Genomic DNA, 21,551 nt, shown 5'->3' with positions numbered 1-21,551 from the left:
TAAAGACCAGAGGAGACCGCGCGGATGTCGCGCCTTAGCACCAAACGGGTTTTTATTCAGGCCAAAGGCAATTGAAAAAACAACGGCTACACTGACGCAGAAATTCCGGCAGCAAATACTTCCGATCACTCTGCGCAAAACGTGCTAATCCACTATTCACCGTTACACTGATTATATTTCAATCAAATTAGCACAAGGACCGGCCACCGAAGAGCGGATTCCGGTGGACACATGGAAGGAAAGCATGCACAAGCAAACCCAAAGCCAGGACGTGGTATTGATCGGCGGCGGTCACGGCCATCTGGAGTTGCTGCGGCGATGGGCCACAAAGCCCGTGCCCGGTGTGCGGCTGACGCTGGTTTCACCTCAGGTACAGAGCGCCTATTCGCCCATGGTGCCGGGTATGATCGCCGGCCACTACAGCCAGAGTGATATTCATATTGACCTGCCGCGCCTGTGCCGTGCCGCCGGCGCGCGCTTTGTTCAGGCTTGCGCACACCACATTGATCCGCATAGCAATCGGGTGTCGCTGCTCGGGCGCCCGGATCTTGCCTTCGACGTCCTTTCCCTCGCGGTAGGCGCCTCCACCTGCCACCAGATCCCCGGTTCCGAGCTCGCCATTCCAGTCAAACCCATTGGGCAGTTTTTCCGTTACTGGGAACAGCTCAAGCAACTGGTATACCAGGAGCACCGCCCATTGAAGCTGGGCGTGATCGGCGGAGGCGCCGGTGGCTTTGAACTGGCGACGGCCATGGCCTGGGCACTGGAAGAGCCGGTGTACAGCGGCCGGGTGGAAGTCCATCTGGTTCAAGCAAGCAGCAAGACTCCGGCGGAGTACCCGTTGCTCGCGCGCAGCCTCGCGGCGAGAGAAATGAGCAGGCTCAAGGTAAAGTACCACCCTCGCTGGCGCGTTTCGGAAATCACGCCGCAGGGAATCCATAGCGACGAGGGCCAATTCATTGCGATCGACAAAGCACTGCTTTGCACCGAGCCCTCGGCGCCACCGTGGCTGGCACAGTCTGGCCTTGCAGTAAATGAAGGGGGCTTTGTTGAGGTCGACGATTACCTGCGCTCCCGCAGTCATCCCCACATTTTTGCGGTTGGCGATGTCGCCTGTATCAGCGCCGCAACCGCAAAGTCTGCCGCGGAAGCCCGCAATCAGGGGGCCGCGCTATACCGCAATTTACGCGCAACATTTTTGGCTCAATCGCTGAAGCCCTACCAGCGCACGCGCCTGCAACTTCGCCACCTTTCCTGCGGTGCACAGCAGGCCATTGCTTCCCAGGGAGGTATCGCGGCAGCGGGTGAAATCTTCTGGCACTGGAAAGATCGGCAGGACCGGCGGATCCTTCGCAGAATCAGTAATTTGCCGGTGCCGGGGCCGACCGCCGACAACTCGGCGTTTGCAGCCGAAACCGGCGCAGAGTCTTTCGCCGGGAGTGCGGTGCTGGGTAGCGATCTGTTCAACCAGGCTCTCTCGCAACTGTCACAGCCGGAACCGACTCGCTTCGACAACGGCGAACCCGAAACAGCACTGCGCGCCTCGACCAGCCTGCTCAACCTGCCCCGGGATAAAATGCTGGTGCAAAGTTCTGAGCAGATGCAGGCACTGGTGCAGGATCCCTGGCTGTTTGGAAGAATTCTCGCACAGCACACGCTGACGCAGATGTTCGCGGCGCGGGCACAACCGGTGTCTGCTCAGGCGCTGGTGACCCTGCCCTCCCGGGTCCCGGGCAGCTCAGTGGCATTTGCCAACCGCGACCTGCAGCAAATCCTGGACGGCACCGCACGGGAGTTAAACCAGTACCACTGTACTCTCAGTGGCGGGCAGTTGACCGAGGGACAGTCATCACAAATGGCACTAACCGTTAACGGCGCGGTCGATGCCGGCGACCTGCAACAGAAAGTCGGCGCACGTGCCGGCGACTGCCTTATCGTGACGAAACCACTGGGTAGTGGCACCCTGTTCGCGGCAGAAGCGCGGGGCAAAGCGCGGGCGCGCTGGCTGCAGCAGGCACTGGACAGCATGTTGCAGAGCAATGCTACCGCTGCTGAAATACTGGTACGCAATGCCACCAGTGTCGTGCGCGGTATAGATCGCCACGGGCTGCTGGGGCAACTGCTGGAAATGCTGCCCCAGTTAACGTCGCAAGATCATGTAGCCATGGGAGCCAGCCTGTTTGCCGATGCGTTGCCGCTTTTACCCGGTGCCGCCTTCTGTGCAGAACAGGAGATGCTCAGCGAGCCATCGTCGTCGCTACTGCAGCACAATGCGCGCAGCTTTGCCGCACTGCAGAACCCGGCGGCCTGGCAATCACTGCCGCATTTACCGATGCTCGTCGACCCGCAAGTCTGTGGCGGCCTGCTCGGCGCCGTCCCGGCGACCCATGCCGAGCAATGCCTTGCGGCGCTGCACGCCGCCGGGTTCCGTCAGGCCGCGATCATCGGCGTAGTGGATACACTTCCCGGTGGCGAGCCGTCGCACCCACAGACACACCCACAAACGGTAGCGCAACCCGTGTTCCTCGCCAAAAGCGGCGACTGGAAACAGATGGCCAGGTACAGCACCGCCGTGGCCACCTGAACAATTGACGGCAGCATGCCATACCAGTGGTCGCCGGTGTTTCACCGGTGACCATTTCTTGTGTAACCATTAATCGATTGCCAAACGCCTGTGCGCCGGCAATACTGGCTGCATAAAATCCCGGGCTGGCCCCGGACAAGAACAAATTGGGTCCCACAGAGTACTGCGATGAGCCGGATTACTTTTAAGCTCTACAGGAAACTCTGTTATGAAAAAAATTGTCATCATTGGCGGCGGCGCCGGTGGCCTGCAGTTGGCTACCAGCCTCGGGCGCCACTTCTCATTCGGTCGCTTCCACCGTCAGAATAAATCCCCCGCAGCCCAGGTCACCCTGGTCGATAAAAACCGCACGCATATATGGAAACCCCTGTTGCACCAGGTAGCCACCGGTGCCCTGGACTCCAGCCTCGACGCCCTCAATTACCAGGTACACGCCCGCGCCAACGGATTTCAGTTTGAGCTGGGCAGCCTGCAGGGGCTGGACCGGGAAAATAAAACCGTCGAACTGGCAGAGGTCTGCAGTGAAGACGGCACGCCCCTGATCCCGGCACGCAAACTGGAATACGACTACCTGGTATTTGCGCTCGGCAGCCAGAGCAATGATTTCAACACACCCGGCGTACGCCAGTACTGCCAGTTCCTGGACAGCGCCGAGCAGGCACAGAAGTTTCACACTCGACTGCTGGATCAGTTTCTCCAATTGGAAAGTCAGGTCGCGGAATCTGTGCATATCGCCATTGTCGGTGGCGGCGCGACGGGAGTGGAGCTGGCGGCGGAACTGGTCGACGCCGTGCACGAGATGGGCCACTACGGGCGCATCAAAAATGGCGACCTAAAGGTCACCCTGATCGAGGCCGGCCCACACCTGCTGCCGGCACTACCCCCGCGCTTGGGCAACAGTTCGCAAAAAGAGCTGACGAAAATCGGAGTGCGAGTGCTTACCGGCACCCAGGTGGCAGAGGCCACAAAAACCGGCTTTGTCACCAGGGACGGCGAGGAAATTTCTGCGGCGATCCGCGTGTGGGCGGCAGGCGTCAAGGCGCCGGATTTTCTGCAGACTCTGGACGGGCTGTCATTCAATCGTCAGAACCAGATTGAAGTCGAGGCCACGCTGCGCAGTAAAGACGACCCGTCGATTTTCGCTATCGGGGACTGCGCCGGCTGTGAGGATAGCAATGGATTAAAGGTGCCCCCGCGCGCGCAGTCTGCCCAGCAGATGGCAAAAACCGCCAGTGACAACTTGATTCGCCTGGTAAACAGCTCGCAAGCGGAAGGTGCCGAAGCAGAACTGTTACCGTTCACCTACAAGGACCGGGGTTCGCTGGTGTCCCTGTCCAAGTTCGATGCGGTGGGTAATCTGATGGGCGGCCTGGTCAAGGGCAGCCTCACCATCGAGGGACGGCTCGCCGGCCTCGCGTACCGCTCCCTCTATCGCATGCACCTGGCCGCGCTGCACGGCTGGCCCAAGGCGATGCTGTTGTACGTGATCGGGCAGGCAAACCGGTTTGTGAAACCGCGCCTGAAAATGCATTGATGGGAAGCCATCCCGTACAATTGCCTTTTTAGCGCCAAAGATTTACGTATTACCAGTAACGCGTATGAAACAAACAGGAAACTAACTGCCGTGAACGCGTTCCAGAAATCACTGATTACCGCCGGCCTGTTCGCAGCTGCTGGCGGTACCTGGGCAGAGGAGAGAACCAAAGACTCAGGCCACACAGCGCAATCACCACAACAGCAACTGGAGCAGCTGACGGTAACCGCCTCGCGGACATGGCGACCACAAAGCGAGCAAGCCGAATCCCTGGCGGTGGTAGAACAGGACACCCTGCGCTCGATCAGCGCCGTTCATCCGAGTCAGGTACTGACCGCGGTGCCCGGTGCCTTTATCAACCGCGGCAATGGGCAGGAGAGCCTAATCGCGTTGCGCTCTCCGGTCCTTACCGGGGCCGGAAGTTGTGGTGCCTTTGCCATTGCCCAGGATGGAATTTCTGTGCGCGGCACCGGCTTCTGCAACGTCAACCAGCTGTTCGATACCAATTTCGAACAGGCCGAACGCGTAGAAGTGTTACGCGGGCCCGGCACGGTACTGTACGGTTCCGATGCGCAGCATGGAGTGATCAACGTGCTGAGTGGGGCACCGGTGGATGGACGGGAATCCAGCGCGGTCATTGAGGCGGGTGCGAACAACTACCAGCGCGTCAAGCTGGATCACAGTAGCGGCGATTCAGAAGGCGGAGTGCGCATAGGCTTCAGTGGCGCACGAGATGGTGGCTACAAAGACGACTCCGGGTTTGATCAGCAAAAGATGCAGTTGCGCCACGATAGCCGCTGGCAGGATTGGTCGGTGCGTACACTGGTTAACCTGAATAATCTGAATCAGGAGACTGCCGGCTACGTCTCCGGCAAAAACGCCTACGAAGACGCGTCCCGCAGGAGGGAAAACCCGAACCCTGAAGCCTTCCGCGACAGTCAGTCCGCCCAGGTGCAGGTACAACTGGCAGGCACTCTGAAAAATGGCAGTGAACTGCAGATCACACCCTATGCCCGCTACACGGAGATGGAATTCCTGATGCATTTTTTGCCCGGCACGCCGCTGGAAGAAAATGGGCAACATGGTTTTGGCGTGCAGACCGCACTGCACCACGGTGATAAAAATGGATTGCATTGGACCAGTGGTGTGGACCTTGAATATACCGGGGGCTGGCTGCGTCAGCATCAGGAGGGGGGCTTTTCGTCGTTCCCGGCGGGCAAGCACTACGACTACACGGTATCGGCTCTGGTCGCTGCCGCATTCACCCAGGCCGAACAGCCTCTGGGCGAGGCAACCAGGGGAATACTCGGCGCCCGCGGCGAATACCTGCGGTACGACTACGACAATAGGATGATCAGTGGCAACACGACCGAAAGCGGTGCCCTTTGTATCAACGGGTTTACCGGAGCTGTCGGCTGTCGCTACTCCCGCCCGGACGACCGCCAGGATGACTTCACCAACGCCTCGCTGACTGCCAGCCTGATTCACCATTTCAGTAACACAACCAGCGGCACACTGCGTATTGCCCACGGTTTCCGCGCGCCCCAGGCCACCGAGCTGTACCGACTGCAAAATGGACAGGTTTTCGCAGATCTGGATTCAGAATCCATCGACAGCCTGGAAATCGCTCTGAAGCAGACCACTGACAGTTTCCGCTATACCCTGACCGCCTTCTATATGGAAAAGTCCGATGTGGTATTCCAGTCGTCTGGCCGGCTGAATTTGAGCGATGGGGAGAGCCGGCATTTCGGGCTCGAGTACGAGTGGCTGTGGCGGCTGGCGGATAACTGGCAAGTAGGCGCTGCAGGAACCTTCGCCCGTCATCGGTACACCAATGACGTCAGCGAGCCGGGGGCCGGAGTGATTGAAACCGATGGCAACGATATCGACACCGCCCCACGCGTGCTGCACAGTGTGAACCTTTCCTGGCAACCTGCGCAGTCCTCACAGCTAGGTTTGCACTGGCAGTACACCGGTGGCTATTACACCGATATCGAAAACGCGCACCGCTACGGGGGACACCAGCTGCTGCACCTGCGCGCACGGCAGACTCTCGGTGCGCATACCTCTGTCGGGCTGCGCATCGAGAATCTGATGAATGTGGATTATGCCGAGCGCGCGGATTACAGCAGCCTCGGTGGAGGCGACCGCTACTTTATTGGCGAGCCGCGCAGTGTGTATGCGGATTTACAGCTGCGGTTCTAAGCCGGTCCAGGCCGCTTCTCAGGGCCGGATTACCACCGGCGCACCCTGATTGATACCCGGCGCTTTCCAGAAAACCTCCCACTCCAGTTTCCACTGCAGTGGCCAGCTGATCGCACAGCGGGGCCCCCCTTCGGCGAAGCGGTAATCCACACAGGGGAAATTGATATCGGTGGTCCCCTGCTCGACAAACGCGGGCTGCCGGTAGCGGAAGTGGTGAACCAGGTAGCGCAGTCCGTCGTCGATTTCCCGATAGCGCCAGCCGAGGCGAATTGGTGTATTGGTCGTTCCTGTAACGCCCTCACCTTCCCGGTACCAGTCCACCAGCTCGCCCCGCCGGCCATACAGGCGTACCGTGGTCAGTAACCCCTGGCGTTCATCGCCACCGTTAAATGTCTCGATGGTGGTTTCGCGCAGCTGACCGCGATCGTTGTACAGGTGATCGGTGACCTCGCGGGCTTCCGCAACGCCGTCATCGTCATTATCCAGAATCATTTCCACACGGAATAGCAGGTCGTCGGCGTTATAGCGGTACTCGAAAGTTCGACGACTATTTGGATTGCCATCCGCGTCCACATCAAAGATCCACTCTTCGCGGTAAGGGCGACCATCGGATCGGTAGGCAAATTCATAGGTGTTAATACGGTCCACCTGGCCATCGCCATTATCGTCCAGTCGGACAACCTCACGCAGTAGCTGGTCGCCACTGCCATAGCGATAGGTAATTTCCCGACGCCGGTCAACAATCCCATCGGCGCGCAGCGATACCCCGTCGTCTTCGGTTTCCACCACTTCCAGCGGGTAACCATCGTTGTTATACAGGTATTCGTAACGCAGGCGCCGCTCCACCACACCGTTGGCGTTCAGGTCCGTTTCCGCCTCGCGCCAGCGCAGCAGGCCGTCATCGTTGTACAGGCTTTCCACCGCATAAATGGCATCGATCACACCATTAAAATTCGCATCCTGCTCGAACAGGAACAGAACAAGATTGCTGCCACTGTCATATTCGAAGGTGTACCGTCGGCTCTCCTCTTCGACCAGGCGACCGTCCTGCTCCAGCACCTCGACCAGGAAGTTTTCGTCGTTATAAAAACGCTCCGATGTATAGAAAAAATTAACGCTGCCATCCTCGTTGGTATCGGTTTCCCGGCGCACAAAAACCGTCCGCCCGAGATCGTCGTAGAGGTAGTCCAGGCGCTCCTGCCAGCGATCAGTTTCGTCCGGCAGCAACGTATAGCGGATTTCGCGCGGCAACCCCATGTCTGTGTACAGCCAGCGCAGCCGCTGCTCAATCGTGCCGTTATCCTGCACATCCCGATTCTCTTCCACCGGAACAAGTGTGGGCACCAAAATGCCGAGAAGGTCATAGAGATAGAGCAGCGGTGCGTCCAGCGGCAACTGGTAGTAAATATCGAAGTTGCTCTTTATTGCCGGGAGCGAATCCAGACCGCGGCGATAGGGAAATGCGTACAGGTCATAGGCGAGATCCAGGCGGTAGTCCTGCAAGTCCGTGTCCCAGTCACTCAGGTCGATGCCGTTGCTTGGGTCGAGATCCCGGTCGAGGAGCATAAACAGGCGCATCATGTTGGTGGCGACATCCAGCGCAGCTACCCGCTGGTGATCTCCGAGGGTTGCGCGCAGGTCGGCCTCGTCGGTCAACGGCTCGCCGCCCGCCAGGTGGAACGGATTCAGTTCCGGCGCACCCAGCGCAGTGCCAAGTTCAATACCACCCAGCGAAAAGCGGATCTCTTCGCCATCGAGATAGCGGTAGTTGCCGTCAGCATCGGTGAGCCCGGAGAAGCTGGGGGTTTGATAGTAGAGCCCCTGAATATGCCCACCCAGAAATACACCGGTCATCTCTGCACCGGTGCCGCCTGAACTGCTGGCGCTGCGGGTACCGCCGGAACTACTGCTTGAGGAGCTTGCGTTGGGCGCGATACTGCCGGAATCACTGCTGAAGTCGCAGCCCGCCAGGCTCAGACACAGGACCAGATAGACCCCGGTGAGTAGCGGGAAGCGCAGGGAATCGACACCCGGTAACGCGAGCCTTTTGGGCACAGGGTACTCCTCATTCAACAACTAGTCGGGCAAACAATACGTGCACCTCAAAAAAGTATTGTTGATATCCACGGGCGGTGAAGGCAGGTATGCGCGGGAATCCGCCAATTGACGCCCAATTGCCCGATAATTGAAGGTTTCGCACCCGCCGGAAAGATGGCTCCGCCAATCCCTGGAGAAACCAGTCTGACGGAGAAACAAAAAACCCCCGGCAGCTGGGACCACCGGGGGTTTTATCAATCGCCTGGCTGCAGGGAAATCAGATCTTCCAGGACTGCACCTTTTCCAGGCCGTGTTCCTCGACCCACTGATTCAGCTGCTTGGGATTGCGCTTTTTCTTCTCAATGGTGGCATTGGTGTAGGGGTTGCGGTAATGCCCGGTTTCCAGCTTCGGTTCTGCTGGCTTGCTGCTGGCCGCCTTGCGGGTTGCACGGCGCGGAGTCTCGCCTTCACGCTTGAGGTGGCGGGCGACACGGGCCTTCAGGGAGCGCACGAAGTCCGGCGCATCGTCATTGTTCAATTGGCCCACCAGCCAATCCACAATCATCTCGCCGCGGGCGGGGAAGAATTCATCTTCTTCCATTTCGTACTCAGCAGCCAGGTTGACCAGCGCCTTGTCAAAGGCAATAACGCCCTGCTTCTTGCGCTCGGCCTTCGCCATCTGCTCCTGCAGCTCTTCAATTTTGGCCTGGTGTTCGGCAATTTGTTGTTCGATTTGATCGTAATCTTGGAACATATATACGTGAGCCTCGATATATATTGCGGTTTAGTGGTTTGATAGAGTGTCAATTTGCCTAAATACACGGCCGCAAGCCGAGTAATATAAGCCAAATAAGAAATTAACCGGGAGCTGGTATATCTCCTGGCTTGGTACTTATCTTCAGCGGGTTTGCAAATGTATTTACATTTCTTCACCCAAATACGGCAACTGCTGTATATCTGCCGTGGCAATCAGGCGTATTCAGCGGGTAGCTGCGATATATCCATAACATCTGCCGGCCACGTAAAAACCACATATGGCCATTTCTACCGAACCCGGCCGAACACCCGGACTACGGGCACTCGGAGTCATCAAGCGGACTATTCGAAAAAGAAATCAGGCAAATAGTATTTATAAATCGTATGCGCAGACATCAACAATGTAATACCAGAATTTGGTATTTCAAGTACATATCTGGAGATTGATCTCTTGCCGGGCAAAAATGCCCATACGCCAAGGCTGCGCATAATACTGTGTTGTCTATAAATAGCCAACGCTTATTCGAAAGGCCGGCAAACGAAACTTCATATCCAAACGCCGCCAAACCACTGATCTATCCTTGTGCAGAGGGCGCCGATATCGGCGAGCGGTATCCAGAAAGGGAGTGAAAAAAGGCCTATGAACAAAATCCGCGACATTCACCATATGCCCACCTTAGCCGCGCTGATGACGCCATTCCCCTACCATATCGACATCGACGCCCCCATCGAAGCCGCCGAGGCCCTGATGCAAGAACACAGCGTCCACCATCTCCCCGTCACCAAGGACGGCGACCTGGAAACTGTCATTTCACGCAGCGACATCGAGCGCGCCCGCTCACCCGGCCACCGCCTGGAAGAACAGCAACTCTACGTCCGCGACCTCTGCGCCCGCCGCCCCTATATCACCGACATCCACGACCCACTCGACAAGATCCTGCTGGCCATGGCGGAAACCGGTATTGGCTCGGTACTGGTTATGAAGGAAGGCGAGCTGGCGGGGATTGTTACGGTGACGGATGCGCTGCGGTTTTGCGGGGAGTATCTGGCGGCTCTGGTACAGTCACCGGATGATGATGTGGCGTGATAAAGGTTAGAGGGAAGTTACCGGTAGCGGTAACGCCACAATAGGTAAGCCGAAGTTCACAAGGGCCAGACCCACAACAACATAGGTACCGAGACGGCGACCACCAGAATTTCCATGGGCAAGCCCATGGGCCAGTAGTCGCCGAACTTGAAACCGCCCGGGCCCAGAATCAAGGTATTGTTCTGGTGGCCAACCGGGGTCAGAAACGCACAGGACGCGCCAATCGCCACCGCCATCAGGAAACTGTCCGGATTCACATCCAGCTGCGCCGCCGCACTCAACGCGATCGCGCACATCACCGCCGCCGTCGCCGCATTGTTCATAAAGTCCGACAGCGTCATCGTCACCACCAGAATCAGCACCAGTGCGTATACAGGATTCCCCTGCGCCAGATTGTCCAGCATCAACTTCGCCACCACATCCGCCGCCCCCGTGGAATCCATCACCGCGGCCACCGAGATCAATGCCCCCAGCAACACAATCACCGAGCCATCCACCGCTTCATACATATTGCGCAGCGGCACCACTTTCAACGCCATAAACGCCAGCACACAGGTAGCAAACGAAATTGCTGCGGGCAGCAAGCCAAACGCCGCTCCCGCCACCGCCAACCCCATCCCGATCAGCGCCACATAGGCCTTCTCTTTATTGGGAATCGTAATATCCCGCTGTGCAAGCGGCACACAGCGTTGCTCTTTGGCAAAGTTGGATAGGTTCTCCTCGGTGCCCATCATCAGCAGGGCATCCCCCCCTTTAAGCGCCGTTGAGCTCAGACGCTTTACCGAACGGCGCCCCTGGCGAGACAGCGCCAGCAAATTGATCTCGTACCGGCCCGCCAGCCGCAGGTTTTCCGCAGTGCGACCGATCAGATAAGAGTCCGGCAGCACCACCAGTTCGCGCAGGGTAAGATCAGCCTTTTCCCGGCCCCGTTTTTCATCCCCCTCTTTTTTGGCGCCCTTCTCCTTGCCACTCGTGTCCGACCCATTACCAGCGCCGGAATCCGCGGCAAGCTCCGGCGGGATCTCTACGTCATCAATCTCGACTATTTCACGAGCCCCAGACGCCATATTTTGTTCGGCCAGCGGAGGGCGATCACCCCGGTCTTCCACAGGCTCCTCCGCTTCCGGTACCGGCGCCGCGCTATCCACCGCGGTATCGTCCACATTTTGTGGATCCGCCGCCAGCGTCAACCCGAGACTCGACAAAACCGATGACAGCGATTCCGGCTCCGCTTCGATCACCAGAATATCCCCGGCGCGCACCCGTAGCCCCGGCATTGCGGTGGATACTCGGGCATTGTTGTACACCAACCCGATAACCTGGGCGTCCTCGTCGCCAATCATTTTGACCAGCTCCGCCAGCGACTTGCCAATGGAGGGACTCTTCTCCCCCACCAGGGCTTCCGTGAGGTAAGTACCCGTATCAAAGGTGCCCGCTCCCGCCTGATTGCGTGCGGGCACCAGTCGCCAGCCAATCAGCGATACGAATACAACGCCCACCAGCGCCACCACCACCCCCACCGGGGTGAAGTCGAACATGCCGTAACTGCCGGCGCCACTGCTGGCGCGAAAACTCGAGACAATCAGGTTGGGGGGCGTGCCAATCAGGGTAGTCATCCCTCCCAGAATGGTGCCGAAAGAAAGGGGCATCAGCACCTTGCCAGGGGGCAGTTCGTAGCGGTCGGCAAGATCGGTGGCGACGGGCATTAGCAGCGCCATGGCGCCGACATTGTTCATAAATCCGGACATGGCCGCTCCCAGGGCAGAGAGTGCGGCGATGGCGAGGGTGATTCCCCCTCTTTTAGGGACAACTTTCTGGGCCAGCGCATCCATCGCCCCGGTATTTTGCAGTCCGCGGCTCAGAATTAGTACGCAGGCCACAGTGACCACGGCAGGGTGACCGAACCCGGTAAACGCTTCTTCCGGCTCGATCAGCCCGGTGAACACACAGGCCAGCAGGGACGCCAGAGCCACCATATCATGGCGCCAGGGGCCCCAGATAAACAGGACGATAGTAACCGCCAGAATGGCGAGAATTGTTATCTGGTCGAGAGCCATAGGGGGAAAAAATTCCAGCGGTAATTCGGCCCGAGGAAAATCATTGGGCTATGCACAAACATAGTGGATTTGCGGTGAGGTGGCGGCGTCAGGGCATTCGATTCTGACTGAATGCGACGATGTGCAACGCGAATTTATTGATTGGAGAGCTGCAACCGCTTGAGCCCAAACCGCTTGGACAACATCCGGTCCCGCAGCCAGCGCGGCAGCCAGCGGGCGATCCACGGCAGCAGCCGGCTTTTGTTGCCGATTCTGAGTAGGCTGGCGGGACGCTTACGCAACAGCTCGGCGGCAAGGGACTTGGCCAGGTCGCGGGCGAGGGTGGCATTTTGCTGGGACTCCACGGCGCGGGCGCGCACGTGATCTTCGCTGCGCTTGTACCAAGAGTCCGGAGCCAACAGCCCACGCAGGGAGGTTTCCGCATGACGTCCAAACTCGGAGGCGATGGCCCCCGGCTGCACGGTGACGACACGGATGCCAAACGGCTTCAGCTCAAGGCGCAGCACATCGGACAGGGTGTGAAGTGCGGACTTGGAAGCGCAGTAAGCCCCGGAAAACGGGGTGGGCAGAACGCCGGAGACGGAGCCGATATTGCAGATGACGCCATGGCGACGGGATTTGAGCAGTGGCGCACAGGCCCGGGCCAGGGCCATGGGCGCGAAGACGTTGGTGCGGAACTGGGCTTCGAGGGTGCGGGTATCCAGCTCCAGCAACGGACCCATCTGGCCGTAACCGGCGTTGTTCACCAGAATATCGAGTCGGCCATACGCGGTTTTGATGGCGTGCACCACGCGATTGATATCGGCCTGGTTATTCACATCCAGGGACTCGGTGGCAATGCCGAGGTCTGCCAGTTCCTGCAGGCTTTCCGCACGGCGTGCGGTCGCGATGACGATAGTGCCGCGGGCGTGCAGGGCAAGCGCCAGTTCACGGCCAATGCCACTGGAGCAGCCGGTGATCAGCGCCACCCGGTCCGGTACCACATAGCCACGGCCGATCTGGGCCAGGCTTTCAGCGGCGAAGCCCTGGTCAGAGGGGCGGAATCGGTTGGCGGGGGGCTTGCTCACGTTTACTGCTCCAATACTGCGCTCGGTCTCAGTCGGACGGTTCCTGCGTCGGTGTAGGCATCAGTTTAAAGTGCGGATTCTGGATGAGTCCAAATACATTGCCGAACGGATCGAGGAAACTGGCCATCAATATGCCCTCCCCCACATCGACAATCTCGCCGTGCTGGCGCGCACCGAGGCCGTTCATCCGGTCTACCTGGGCGGCAATATCCGCAACACCCCAGTAGGCGACGACGCCATCGGCACGGCTGATCACGTTGCGCGCGCTGGGATCCAGCCCCAACTCGAAGCCGCCGACGTTGAAGCCGACATAGCATTCGGCTTCAAAATAGGGTTCCACTTCCAGCAGGGTGGTATACCACGCTTTGGCTTCTTCCAGATTACTGACGCCGTAAATGACGCTCTGTACCCCTGAAAACTGACTCATCTCAGACCTCCTGTTGGAGATTTATTTCCGGCGCTTGGATGCAGTTCACTGCACTTGTCGCCAACTTATTCTTGTTTGTTTTTTGAACGACTCTAGTTCACGTCTGCGTAGCGCAGATTGCCCTCAGTCGAGCTCCTGCTCGAGTTGTTCAAGCAGGTCGAGGGGTTCGATTTCTTCCCCTTCCATTTCGTCGTTCCAGTTAATGCCGACCAGTAGTACGTCTTCGTGCATGCCTTCGAGCCAGTCGTCCATAAACTCTTCGAGGTCGACGGGGACGACCTGGTAGCCGGCCCAGTCGTCGACGGCATGCGCTTCGGCAAACTCCCGCTGGGACCAGAAGGGCATAACGTCGGTATCGGCACGACGCTCCGATTCACACAGGGCAAAGCCTTCTTCCCCTTCCAGTGCCCACACACACCCCTGCTCTACTGCCTCGGGCAGAAAGCGGGCGCAGTTTTCCTCAAAGTCGTCTCCGAGAGGTTCCAATTCCATACCGGCTTGCCTTAAAAATGATGTGGGGAGTTTACGCCAGATTGGACGGGATAAGTAGAAACTTGCGCTGGGATGTATTGGTTCAAGCTTTGTGGTACCCAGTTATTCCTGCCGTGGCGGCAAAGCACCGGGTGCGGGTTTTCAGGACCGCTGTGAACCCATCCCTGGGCGCTGCGGCGCAAACATCCTGTTTGCGACGCTCCTGAAAACCCGCACCCGGCACTTTTCCTTCAGTTCGAACCGTATTACTTCGCAACAAACTACGAAGTAAAAAAGCCCGGGATAAGCCGGAGTGCTGGGGAATAGTTTTTGGAAGCGTCGCAAACAGGGACGTTTGCGACGCAGCGTACATGGACGTATTCACAGCGGTTCCAAAAACTATTCCCCAGTGCTCCGGCGCCACTAAACCAGAACCGAAGCACCGATACCACGAAACCTCGGGCCCACCACTACAGCTGTAAAGTGTGGCCGTTCTCCTTGAGCCACCGCCGCAACCGTTTGTAGTCCGGACAAAGACTCGCGACCAGCGCCCAGAATTCCCGACTGTGATTGTGGTGTTGAAGATGGCAGACCTCGTGAATCACCAGGTAATCCACAACAGGCTCAGGGGCCAGACATACCAGCCAGTTATATTGCAGCTCTCCCCGAATGGTGCAGTGTCCCCATTTACTGCGGGTGCGACGGACTTTTACCGAGGAGAATTTAAGCCCCAGAAGACTAGCGAAATAGTGAGATTTTTCTGTGAGAAGTTGCAGGGCTTCGCGCTGGTAGAGTTTCTGTAGCGCAGCCTGAATCTGTGCCTCATCCGGTTCACGCACACGGCTGTAAAGCTGGATATAACCGTCGCGAATGCCCGCATCCGCCGCGCAGGCGGCGCGGTCCAGCTCGAGGGTTTTGCCGAGCCACGGGAAACGTGCACCAAACGCAAAATGATGCTCCGGGACCTGCGCCTTGCGCTGCTCGACGCCGCGCAACTGCTCGCGCACCCAGTGGATATTTTCACGCAGAAACTGATGGCCGTGTCGCTCGGCACAGCGCTGGGGAATCCGCACTTCCGCGCCCTTTTCCGTGACCACCAGCCCCAGCCGCTTGCGGCGCGGCGAGCGGGCAAGGCGGTAGGAAATTTCCTCAAAGGTAAACAAATCCCCGGTCACGGCAAATACAGAGTCACATCAGATTTAAGTTGAAGGTACCGGCACCACCGCCATAGTGATGCGGGAAATACAGTTGAGTTTTCCGCGCGGGTCGTGGATACGGATTTCCCACACCTGGCTGCTGCGGCCAATGTGAACCGCGCTCGCTTTTGCCGTCACAGTGCCATCCGGTACCGGGCGCAAGTGGTTGGCATTGATCTCCTGGCCCACACAGTAAAATTTACTGGTATCCACCACCATATTTGCGGCCATGGAGCCCAGAGTCTCCGCCAGCGCCACACTGGCGCCGCCGTGCAGGATACCGAATGGCTGGCGGGTGCGATCATCCACAGGCATGGTGCCGACAATATAATCGTCCCCGATCTCGGTAATCTTCATCCCCAGGTACGTGGGCATGCACTCGCCCATGCTCTGGTTTACTTCGTCGACCGTAGGGTTGCTGTGCCAGATCGCCATGAAATCACCTTTTACTATTCATCGTGACAAACGTTGCCGACGAATATCAATAAAACAGCAGAGGGTTAAAAGCACCAAAACCGCCAAAGCGCATCATCTCAGCTTCCAGGTAGCGCATTTCCCGCAGCAGGCCGCGCCGCTGGCTGCGCAATGCACGCAGCTCTTCCTTGCTTTCCGCATCGTCCATGGCGCGCTCTATCCGATACACCTCGCGCTCCGCATCTTCATAGCGGTTGGCCAGCGCGGCGTACTGCTGCTCGGCCTGGTAGACCGCCAGGCCACGCTCGTAATTGGCGAGGAACAGGTCGGCGGTGGGGCCGGTGCAGACGCCTTCATAGTCGCGTCCGCGGCGCCCGACCACAAAACCATTTTCCGGGGTGCAATACTGTTCAACCCCCTCTTCATGACCGCGCATCCAGGCGGCGGTATCGGTACGCACACCGTATTCGTGACACTTCTGCGCGATCTGGTAGACCGTGGCCTGGCTGCGGCCGCGTGCGCCATCTTCGATACCCCGCTCGTACCAGAGGCCGGCCTGGCATTCGTTTTCGGAAATTACTGCACAGCCACTGGTGAGTAACAGGGCTGAGGGGATTGAGACAAGGGTGAGTAATTTCCAGAATTTCATAACCGACCTGTGACCGAAAGCATTAGAGCCGATGCGAAAGCGCTGACGCCGGGTGCAAACTCGTGAGACCTTCTAAAACAGGGACGTTTTAGAAGAGCCCCCATGGATGGGTTATCGGGGGGGCGCCTAGCTCGTGTCTCACGAGTTTGCACTCGGTGGCAGCGCTGCCACCATAAGTATTCAGAGCTTCATTTAGCACTCCCGAGGGTGAATGCATACTGAATCAACCGAAACGCTTGTCGGCGACAAACGGGTTGGTCTGGCGTTCCTGACCGAAGGTGGACATGGGGCCGTGGCCGGGAATGAATTTTACTGCGTCGCCGAGGGGCCAGAGTTTTTTGGTGATGGAGTCGATAAGGTCCTGATGATTGCTCATGGGGAAGTCGGTGCGGCCGATGGAGCCGGCAAACAGGACGTCGCCCACCAGGGCCAGGTTGCTGTCCCGGTGAAAGAAGATGACGTGGCCGGGGGTGTGGCCGGGGCAGTGCACCACTTCGAGCACTTCGTCGGCGATGGTGACTGTGTCGCCATCGTTGAGCCAGCGGTCGGGGGTGAAGGTTTCCACCGGGGGGAAGCCGAACATCTGGGCCTGGGTGGCGATCTGTTCGATCCAGAACTGGTCTGCCTGCTGGGGGCCTTCGACGGGGATCTGGAGGTCCCGGGACAGGGGTTTGGTGCCGCCGACGTGGTCGAGGTGGCCGTGGGTGAGGAGGACCTTCTCCAGTTTCAGGCCGCGTTCTTTCACGGCGGCGAGGATGTTGTCGACATCGCCACCCGGGTCTACGACGGCCGCGCGCTTGCTCTGGTCGCACCACAGCAGGGTGCAGTTTTGCTGGAAGGGCGTGACGGGAACCGAGTGAAATTGCAGAGCCATGGGAGTACCTAGTTTGTCTTCGGTGCCGAGTATAACGCTGGTGGACTTATCCGGCTAAGGTGGTCCCGGGTACTTCGTAGCTCGTTAGGTGGCGATAATCCCTACAAATCCAGGTCAGGGGCGCCCCCGCTACCGGGCAACGGCTTGTGAGACACGAGCTAGGCGCCCCCCCGATAACCCATCCATGGGGGCTCTTCTGCGAGGTCCCTCTCGCAGAAGGTCTCACAAGCCGTTGCCCGGTATCGGGGCCTTCGCATCTACTGCATGACTTCGATCAGATTGCCGCCGCCGTCGCCCGTTGCATAGGACTCGGCCTGCGCGCAGAGGATTTCTTCAAAACCTCTCTCACATCCTCAATCAGACTCTTCTGCACCAGCTCACTCTGCCAGTAGCCATCGTGGGAGACCAGCTGCGGGCCCCAGCTGGCGGCGGTCCAGTCGGCCAGGGGGCGGGTCTCGTAGTCCCGGTACACGGCCTGGTTATAGGAGGGGCTCAGGGGCTTGAGGGGCCAGCCGAAGAGGTCGTCGGGGTGGTAGAAGTTCTTCCAGCGGAAGTTGTAACCGCGGGTATCTGAGGTGACAGCCTGAATCTGGTCGCGGGCCATGGCGGCGGTCCAGAGGGGGTTGCTGGCGCCGAGGGTGTACCAGTGGGTGAGGGTTTTGCCGCGCAGGAAAAGGTCTTTGGCGGAGGCTTTGTGGACGCCTTTGGGGCCGCCATCGCGCCAGATGCCGTGGCTGATGGTGGGGCGCTGGGCGTCCCACAGGTAGTTGGAGAGGATGCTGCAGCCGATGGAGTGGCTGAGCAGGATGACCGGGGCGTTGTCACTGGTGGCTTTGGCGGCGCGTTCGAAGGTCTGGTAGATGGCCTGCTGGGTTTTGTCGTAGTTACCACCGCGCTGGTGGATGTCACTGAGCTGGGCGGCGGCTTCGGAGAGGCCGTAGAGCATGAATTTACGCGCCCGCAGGTAGTCCATGTCGCGCTTTTGCATGGCGTCGAATACGCGCTCGAGGTTGGGCTGCAGGTGCCCCTGACAGAGAATGGATTCGGTATGGATGCGGGACCAGTCGTCCCCCAGGGCGGATTTGAGGGCCTGGAACAGGGGCTCCGCAAAGTCTTCGTGCACGGCACCCATGCCCGGCGCCGCGAGGATTACCAGATCGGCCATTGTTCGCTCCCCGACGTGTTGAACTCGATGTTCTACTGAGTGTTATTTTTAGGCTTATCTTGGATGCGAATACCTCGCCGGGGTTTGCCCGCGCATCGGCTTTCTGTGGATTCTGTGGCGTTCGTCCTGTAACGAACTGTGACACAGGTACCACAACGATTAAGAAATCACAGGAAAAGTAACACTGGATGGTGACGATGGGAAGAATTGCGCCACAAAAGATGCTTTTTGCGCCACCAGCAGGTCAAAGTCGGAAAAAAGCACAAAAAAATTCAGTTTTTTTCGCGCCGCGAGGAACTCGAGCGCCACAGCCCCGTCAAAGTAACCAGTTCCCCTAGATCACTATTGATTGAACGCGTGGTGATCAAACTCTCTCATCGTATCTCTGCTTGAAGCCGGCCTCGCGCCGGCTTTTTCTTTTGCGGCGCGGCTGTGGCTACCTACACCGTCTCGGGCGCGGCGGCGCGGCAATACTGGTTGATGAACTGCTGGTGGCCGGGCAGTCGATCTACCGCGGTGCGGATATTCCCTCGCAGGCTCTGCAGCGCCTGGCGCAATTGCGCCTCGGTCATCAGGCGGCCCATGGGGTGGTAGGCCTGCGGTCGCAGGTGCTGACCGAGCATCACCTGCACCCAGCTGTCGGGGCGGAACAGCTCATCCGCAGTGCGATGCACCTGCGCGCTCTCACAAAAGAGCGCAATACGCTCCGCCAGGGAGTCGGGTACCGACATGTGCCTGCAGTAGCGCCAGAATTCGCTGTCTTCCCGCTCGGTGGCCTTGTAGTGCAACACGACAAAGTCCCGCACCTTTTCCAGTTCGTCCCGGGACAGCGCGTTGAAGCGATTGCGCAGGCCGGGGGTGACCCCATCGAAGGGGAACAGCTGCATCAAACGGGTAATACCGATCATGATCAGGTGGATACTGGTACTCTCCAGTGGTTCCACAAAACCACTGGACAGGCCGAGGGCGATACAGTTCTTTTCCCAGGCGTTGCGGCGGCGCCCGGCGCGATAGCGAATCAGACGCGGGTCAAATAGAGGGGCGCCCTCGATCTCCGCCAGGAACTGCGCGCGTGCCGCATCGTCCGACTGATAATCACTGCAGAACACCATACCGTTGCCCATGCGCGACTGCAGGGGAATCTGCCAGCGCCAGCCGGCACTGCGCGCGATGGCCCGGGTATTGGGCCGCGCCTCGCCCACCAGTTCCGACTGCACCGCAAAAGCGCTGTCGGTGGGCAGCCAGTGGTTCCAGTCCTCGAAACCACATTGCAGAGTATCCCCCAGTAGCAAGGCGCGAAACCCGGTGCAATCAATAAACAGATCCCCCTGCACCACAGCACCACTCTCCAGCACAAGAGACTCTATATAACCGCTTTCACTGTTGGTGGTCACTTGCCGAATCTTGCCTTCCGTGCGCTTTACCCCTCGCTCTCCGTCGCGCGCTTCACAGCGTCCGCGCAGATACCGGGCGTAGCGGGTAGCGTCGAGATGGTAGGCGTAATTGAGAACCGGCTTGTTTGAGGTCGCGAATTTCCGCGCGTTGAGCGCCTGGGTTTCCAGACAGTATTCTCCAATATCACCACCAAACCCAAGGCTTTGCGCGTGCAACCAGAATTGGTGGAATTCACCCATCCAGTTGGCTTTACCCAGCTGCCCGAATCCGTGCACGTAACGATCGCTCTCGCGCCCCCAGTTTTCAAACTCGATGCCCAGTTTGAAGGTGGCCTGGGTTTCGCGCATAAACTCTGCTTCATCGATTCCCAGCAGCGTGTGGAACGAGCAGATGGTCGGAATCGTCGACTCCCCTACGCCGACGGTGCCGATCGCATCGGACTCCACCAGTTCGATATCCACCAGTGCACCCAGCTGTCTGGAGAGCGCCGCGGCGGCCAGCCAGCCGGCGGTGCCACCTCCGGCGATGACGACTTTTTTAATGCGGTTGTTTTGCATAGGTTTTCCCCATTTCGCTGTTCAGCGATTGAGTTTCTGCAGCAGTTTTGCGCGCAGACGCCGCGCGGTCATATTGTCCAATGCCGCCAGCGGCCCTTGCGCCGCTTGCGGCAGATGGGCGCGCGGGACTTCGGCATCACCAAACAGGTAGTAATCGAACAGTGCTCTCCACGCCTGCTTTTCTGCTTCGGGTCTGTCCCGCAGGCTGAGCATGCCATGCAGCAGGGTGTTCATGGGCGTATCCATAAACGCAGGAGTCTGGTTCCACCAGTAGTTCACCATCACGTTGAAGTTGGCCCTTGCCTCCACCTGATGCCACCACAAAGCGGGATAAAACAGCACATCTCCCGGTGACAGATCCGCGACCAGCGCGCTTTCCATTGCTGCACGAAAATTCGGATGACGGGCAAAGTCGGGGCTCTGGAAATCCACCATACTCACCACCTGTCCACCCGGGGTCGGTTCCAGTGGCCCGGGGTAAAGATTGGCAACCTGCTCCGGCGGAAACAGAATAAACCGCCGTTCTCCCACCAGTGAGCAGGCGATATTCAACGAGGTATCGAAATGCGCACGCGCTACGGTGCGATTGCCGACCCAGATGCTCGCAAGCGGGGAGAAGTGTGTGAGCGCTTCACACTGCGGAAGCAAGTCGTTGGTTTTCCGAAAACCCGGCAGACAGGCATCGATCGTTGTGGAACCGATATACAGAGAGGGCGCTCCCTCCTGGGAAAGCGTCTTTTCGACCTGCTGCAGAAAATCGTTCAGCACAACCCGCTGTGCGGAAAAGTTGAGACCTGTCAGCGAATCGTTGTAGCCGAATTGCCCTTCAATTTCCGGCGGGCCGATGTAGGCGACCAGTGGTGAACCATTGTAAAACTGCAGCAGATAATCCATGGCTGCCTGGGGTGACTCCAGCCCCGCTGCGACCAGCGGCCAGTGCCGGGCAAAACCGCGGATCACAACCGGCGCATCCCCCTCAACCAGTGCATCCAGCGGCAGTACATCGAGGGACGCCCCCTCAATATCGTTTACGCGTTTTTCAAACATCGCTATTTAGCTCCCCGGCCCAAACCCGA

Annotated in this window: 17 protein-coding genes; 4 read left to right on the top strand and 13 right to left on the bottom strand. The window is 58.7% G+C overall.

Annotated elements, in window-relative coordinates:
- The first annotated feature begins 244 nt into the window (after positions 1–244).
- From selD to ACXAG1_RS12680, 3 genes are all read left to right on the top strand, one after another.
- Positions 245–2,584, top strand: coding sequence for a selenide, water dikinase SelD (gene selD / locus ACXAG1_RS12690; protein ID WP_475119890.1), 2,340 nt, complete (start codon positions 245–247; stop codon positions 2,582–2,584).
- A 208-nt stretch (positions 2,585–2,792) separates the two neighbouring features.
- Positions 2,793–4,118: an NAD(P)/FAD-dependent oxidoreductase gene (locus ACXAG1_RS12685; RefSeq protein WP_475119889.1), complete on the top strand. Its 1,326-nt coding sequence runs from the start codon at positions 2,793–2,795 to the stop codon at positions 4,116–4,118.
- 90 nt (positions 4,119–4,208) lie between these two features.
- Complete coding sequence (locus ACXAG1_RS12680; RefSeq protein WP_475119888.1) at positions 4,209–6,323, top strand: TonB-dependent receptor; 2,115 nt, start codon at positions 4,209–4,211, stop codon at positions 6,321–6,323.
- Positions 6,324–6,341: 18 nt separating this feature from the next.
- Here ACXAG1_RS12680 and ACXAG1_RS12675 read toward each other — a convergent pair whose 3' ends face one another.
- Positions 6,342–8,378 (bottom strand): hypothetical protein, encoded by a 2,037-nt coding sequence (locus ACXAG1_RS12675; RefSeq protein WP_475119887.1) that lies wholly within the window; start codon positions 8,376–8,378, stop codon positions 6,342–6,344.
- Positions 8,379–8,637: 259 nt separating this feature from the next.
- A complete protein-coding gene (locus ACXAG1_RS12670; protein ID WP_475090738.1) occupies positions 8,638–9,114 on the bottom strand; it encodes a hypothetical protein in 477 nt (158 codons plus the stop codon).
- A 642-nt stretch (positions 9,115–9,756) separates the two neighbouring features.
- Here ACXAG1_RS12670 and ACXAG1_RS12665 point away from each other — a divergent pair.
- Positions 9,757–10,203 (top strand): CBS domain-containing protein, encoded by a 447-nt coding sequence (locus tag ACXAG1_RS12665; RefSeq protein ID WP_475090739.1) that lies wholly within the window; start codon positions 9,757–9,759, stop codon positions 10,201–10,203.
- Positions 10,204–10,259: 56 nt separating this feature from the next.
- Here the strand turns inward: ACXAG1_RS12665 and ACXAG1_RS12660 are convergent, their stop codons facing one another.
- The 11 genes from ACXAG1_RS12660 to ACXAG1_RS12610 all read right to left on the bottom strand — a co-directional run bounded on the left by ACXAG1_RS12660 (position 10,260) and on the right by ACXAG1_RS12610 (position 21,522).
- Entirely contained in the window at positions 10,260–12,260 is a 2,001-nt protein-coding gene (locus tag ACXAG1_RS12660; RefSeq protein ID WP_475119886.1) for an SLC13 family permease, read from the bottom strand.
- A 134-nt stretch (positions 12,261–12,394) separates the two neighbouring features.
- On the bottom strand, positions 12,395–13,327 hold the full coding sequence (locus tag ACXAG1_RS12655) for an SDR family oxidoreductase (RefSeq protein WP_475090742.1): 933 nt from the start codon (positions 13,325–13,327) through the stop codon (positions 12,395–12,397).
- 28 nt (positions 13,328–13,355) lie between these two features.
- Positions 13,356–13,754 (bottom strand): VOC family protein, encoded by a 399-nt coding sequence (locus ACXAG1_RS12650; protein ID WP_475090743.1) that lies wholly within the window; start codon positions 13,752–13,754, stop codon positions 13,356–13,358.
- 123 nt (positions 13,755–13,877) lie between these two features.
- A complete protein-coding gene (locus tag ACXAG1_RS12645) occupies positions 13,878–14,246 on the bottom strand; it encodes a DUF2750 domain-containing protein (RefSeq protein WP_475090745.1) in 369 nt (122 codons plus the stop codon).
- A gap of 449 nt (positions 14,247–14,695) precedes the next feature.
- Positions 14,696–15,400 (bottom strand): M48 family metallopeptidase, encoded by a 705-nt coding sequence (locus ACXAG1_RS12640; RefSeq protein WP_475119885.1) that lies wholly within the window; start codon positions 15,398–15,400, stop codon positions 14,696–14,698.
- Positions 15,401–15,424: 24 nt separating this feature from the next.
- Positions 15,425–15,856, bottom strand: a complete 432-nt coding sequence (locus ACXAG1_RS12635) for a hotdog fold thioesterase (protein WP_475119884.1) — start codon at positions 15,854–15,856, stop codon at positions 15,425–15,427.
- A gap of 46 nt (positions 15,857–15,902) precedes the next feature.
- Complete coding sequence (locus ACXAG1_RS12630) at positions 15,903–16,484, bottom strand: DUF2799 domain-containing protein (RefSeq protein WP_475090749.1); 582 nt, start codon at positions 16,482–16,484, stop codon at positions 15,903–15,905.
- Positions 16,485–16,707: 223 nt separating this feature from the next.
- The gene (locus ACXAG1_RS12625) at positions 16,708–17,358 is read right to left on the bottom strand and encodes an MBL fold metallo-hydrolase (protein WP_475119883.1); all 651 of its coding nucleotides are present in this window, start codon (positions 17,356–17,358) and stop codon (positions 16,708–16,710) included.
- Positions 17,359–17,632: 274 nt separating this feature from the next.
- Positions 17,633–18,523 carry a hypothetical protein gene (locus ACXAG1_RS12620; protein ID WP_475090751.1) on the bottom strand — a complete coding sequence of 297 codons (891 nt, stop codon included), beginning with the start codon at positions 18,521–18,523 and terminating at the stop codon, positions 17,633–17,635.
- 440 nt (positions 18,524–18,963) lie between these two features.
- Positions 18,964–20,475: a tryptophan halogenase family protein gene (locus ACXAG1_RS12615; RefSeq protein WP_475119882.1), complete on the bottom strand. Its 1,512-nt coding sequence runs from the start codon at positions 20,473–20,475 to the stop codon at positions 18,964–18,966.
- 21 nt (positions 20,476–20,496) lie between these two features.
- Positions 20,497–21,522, bottom strand: coding sequence for a cupin-like domain-containing protein (locus ACXAG1_RS12610; protein WP_475119881.1), 1,026 nt, complete (start codon positions 21,520–21,522; stop codon positions 20,497–20,499).
- Positions 21,523–21,551: the final 29 nt, after the last annotated feature.

Source organism: Microbulbifer sp. ABE4_465 (assembly GCF_056160765.1).
The sequence above is the reverse complement of the archived record's forward strand: the minus strand, read 5'-3'. Positions and strand labels throughout refer to the sequence as shown.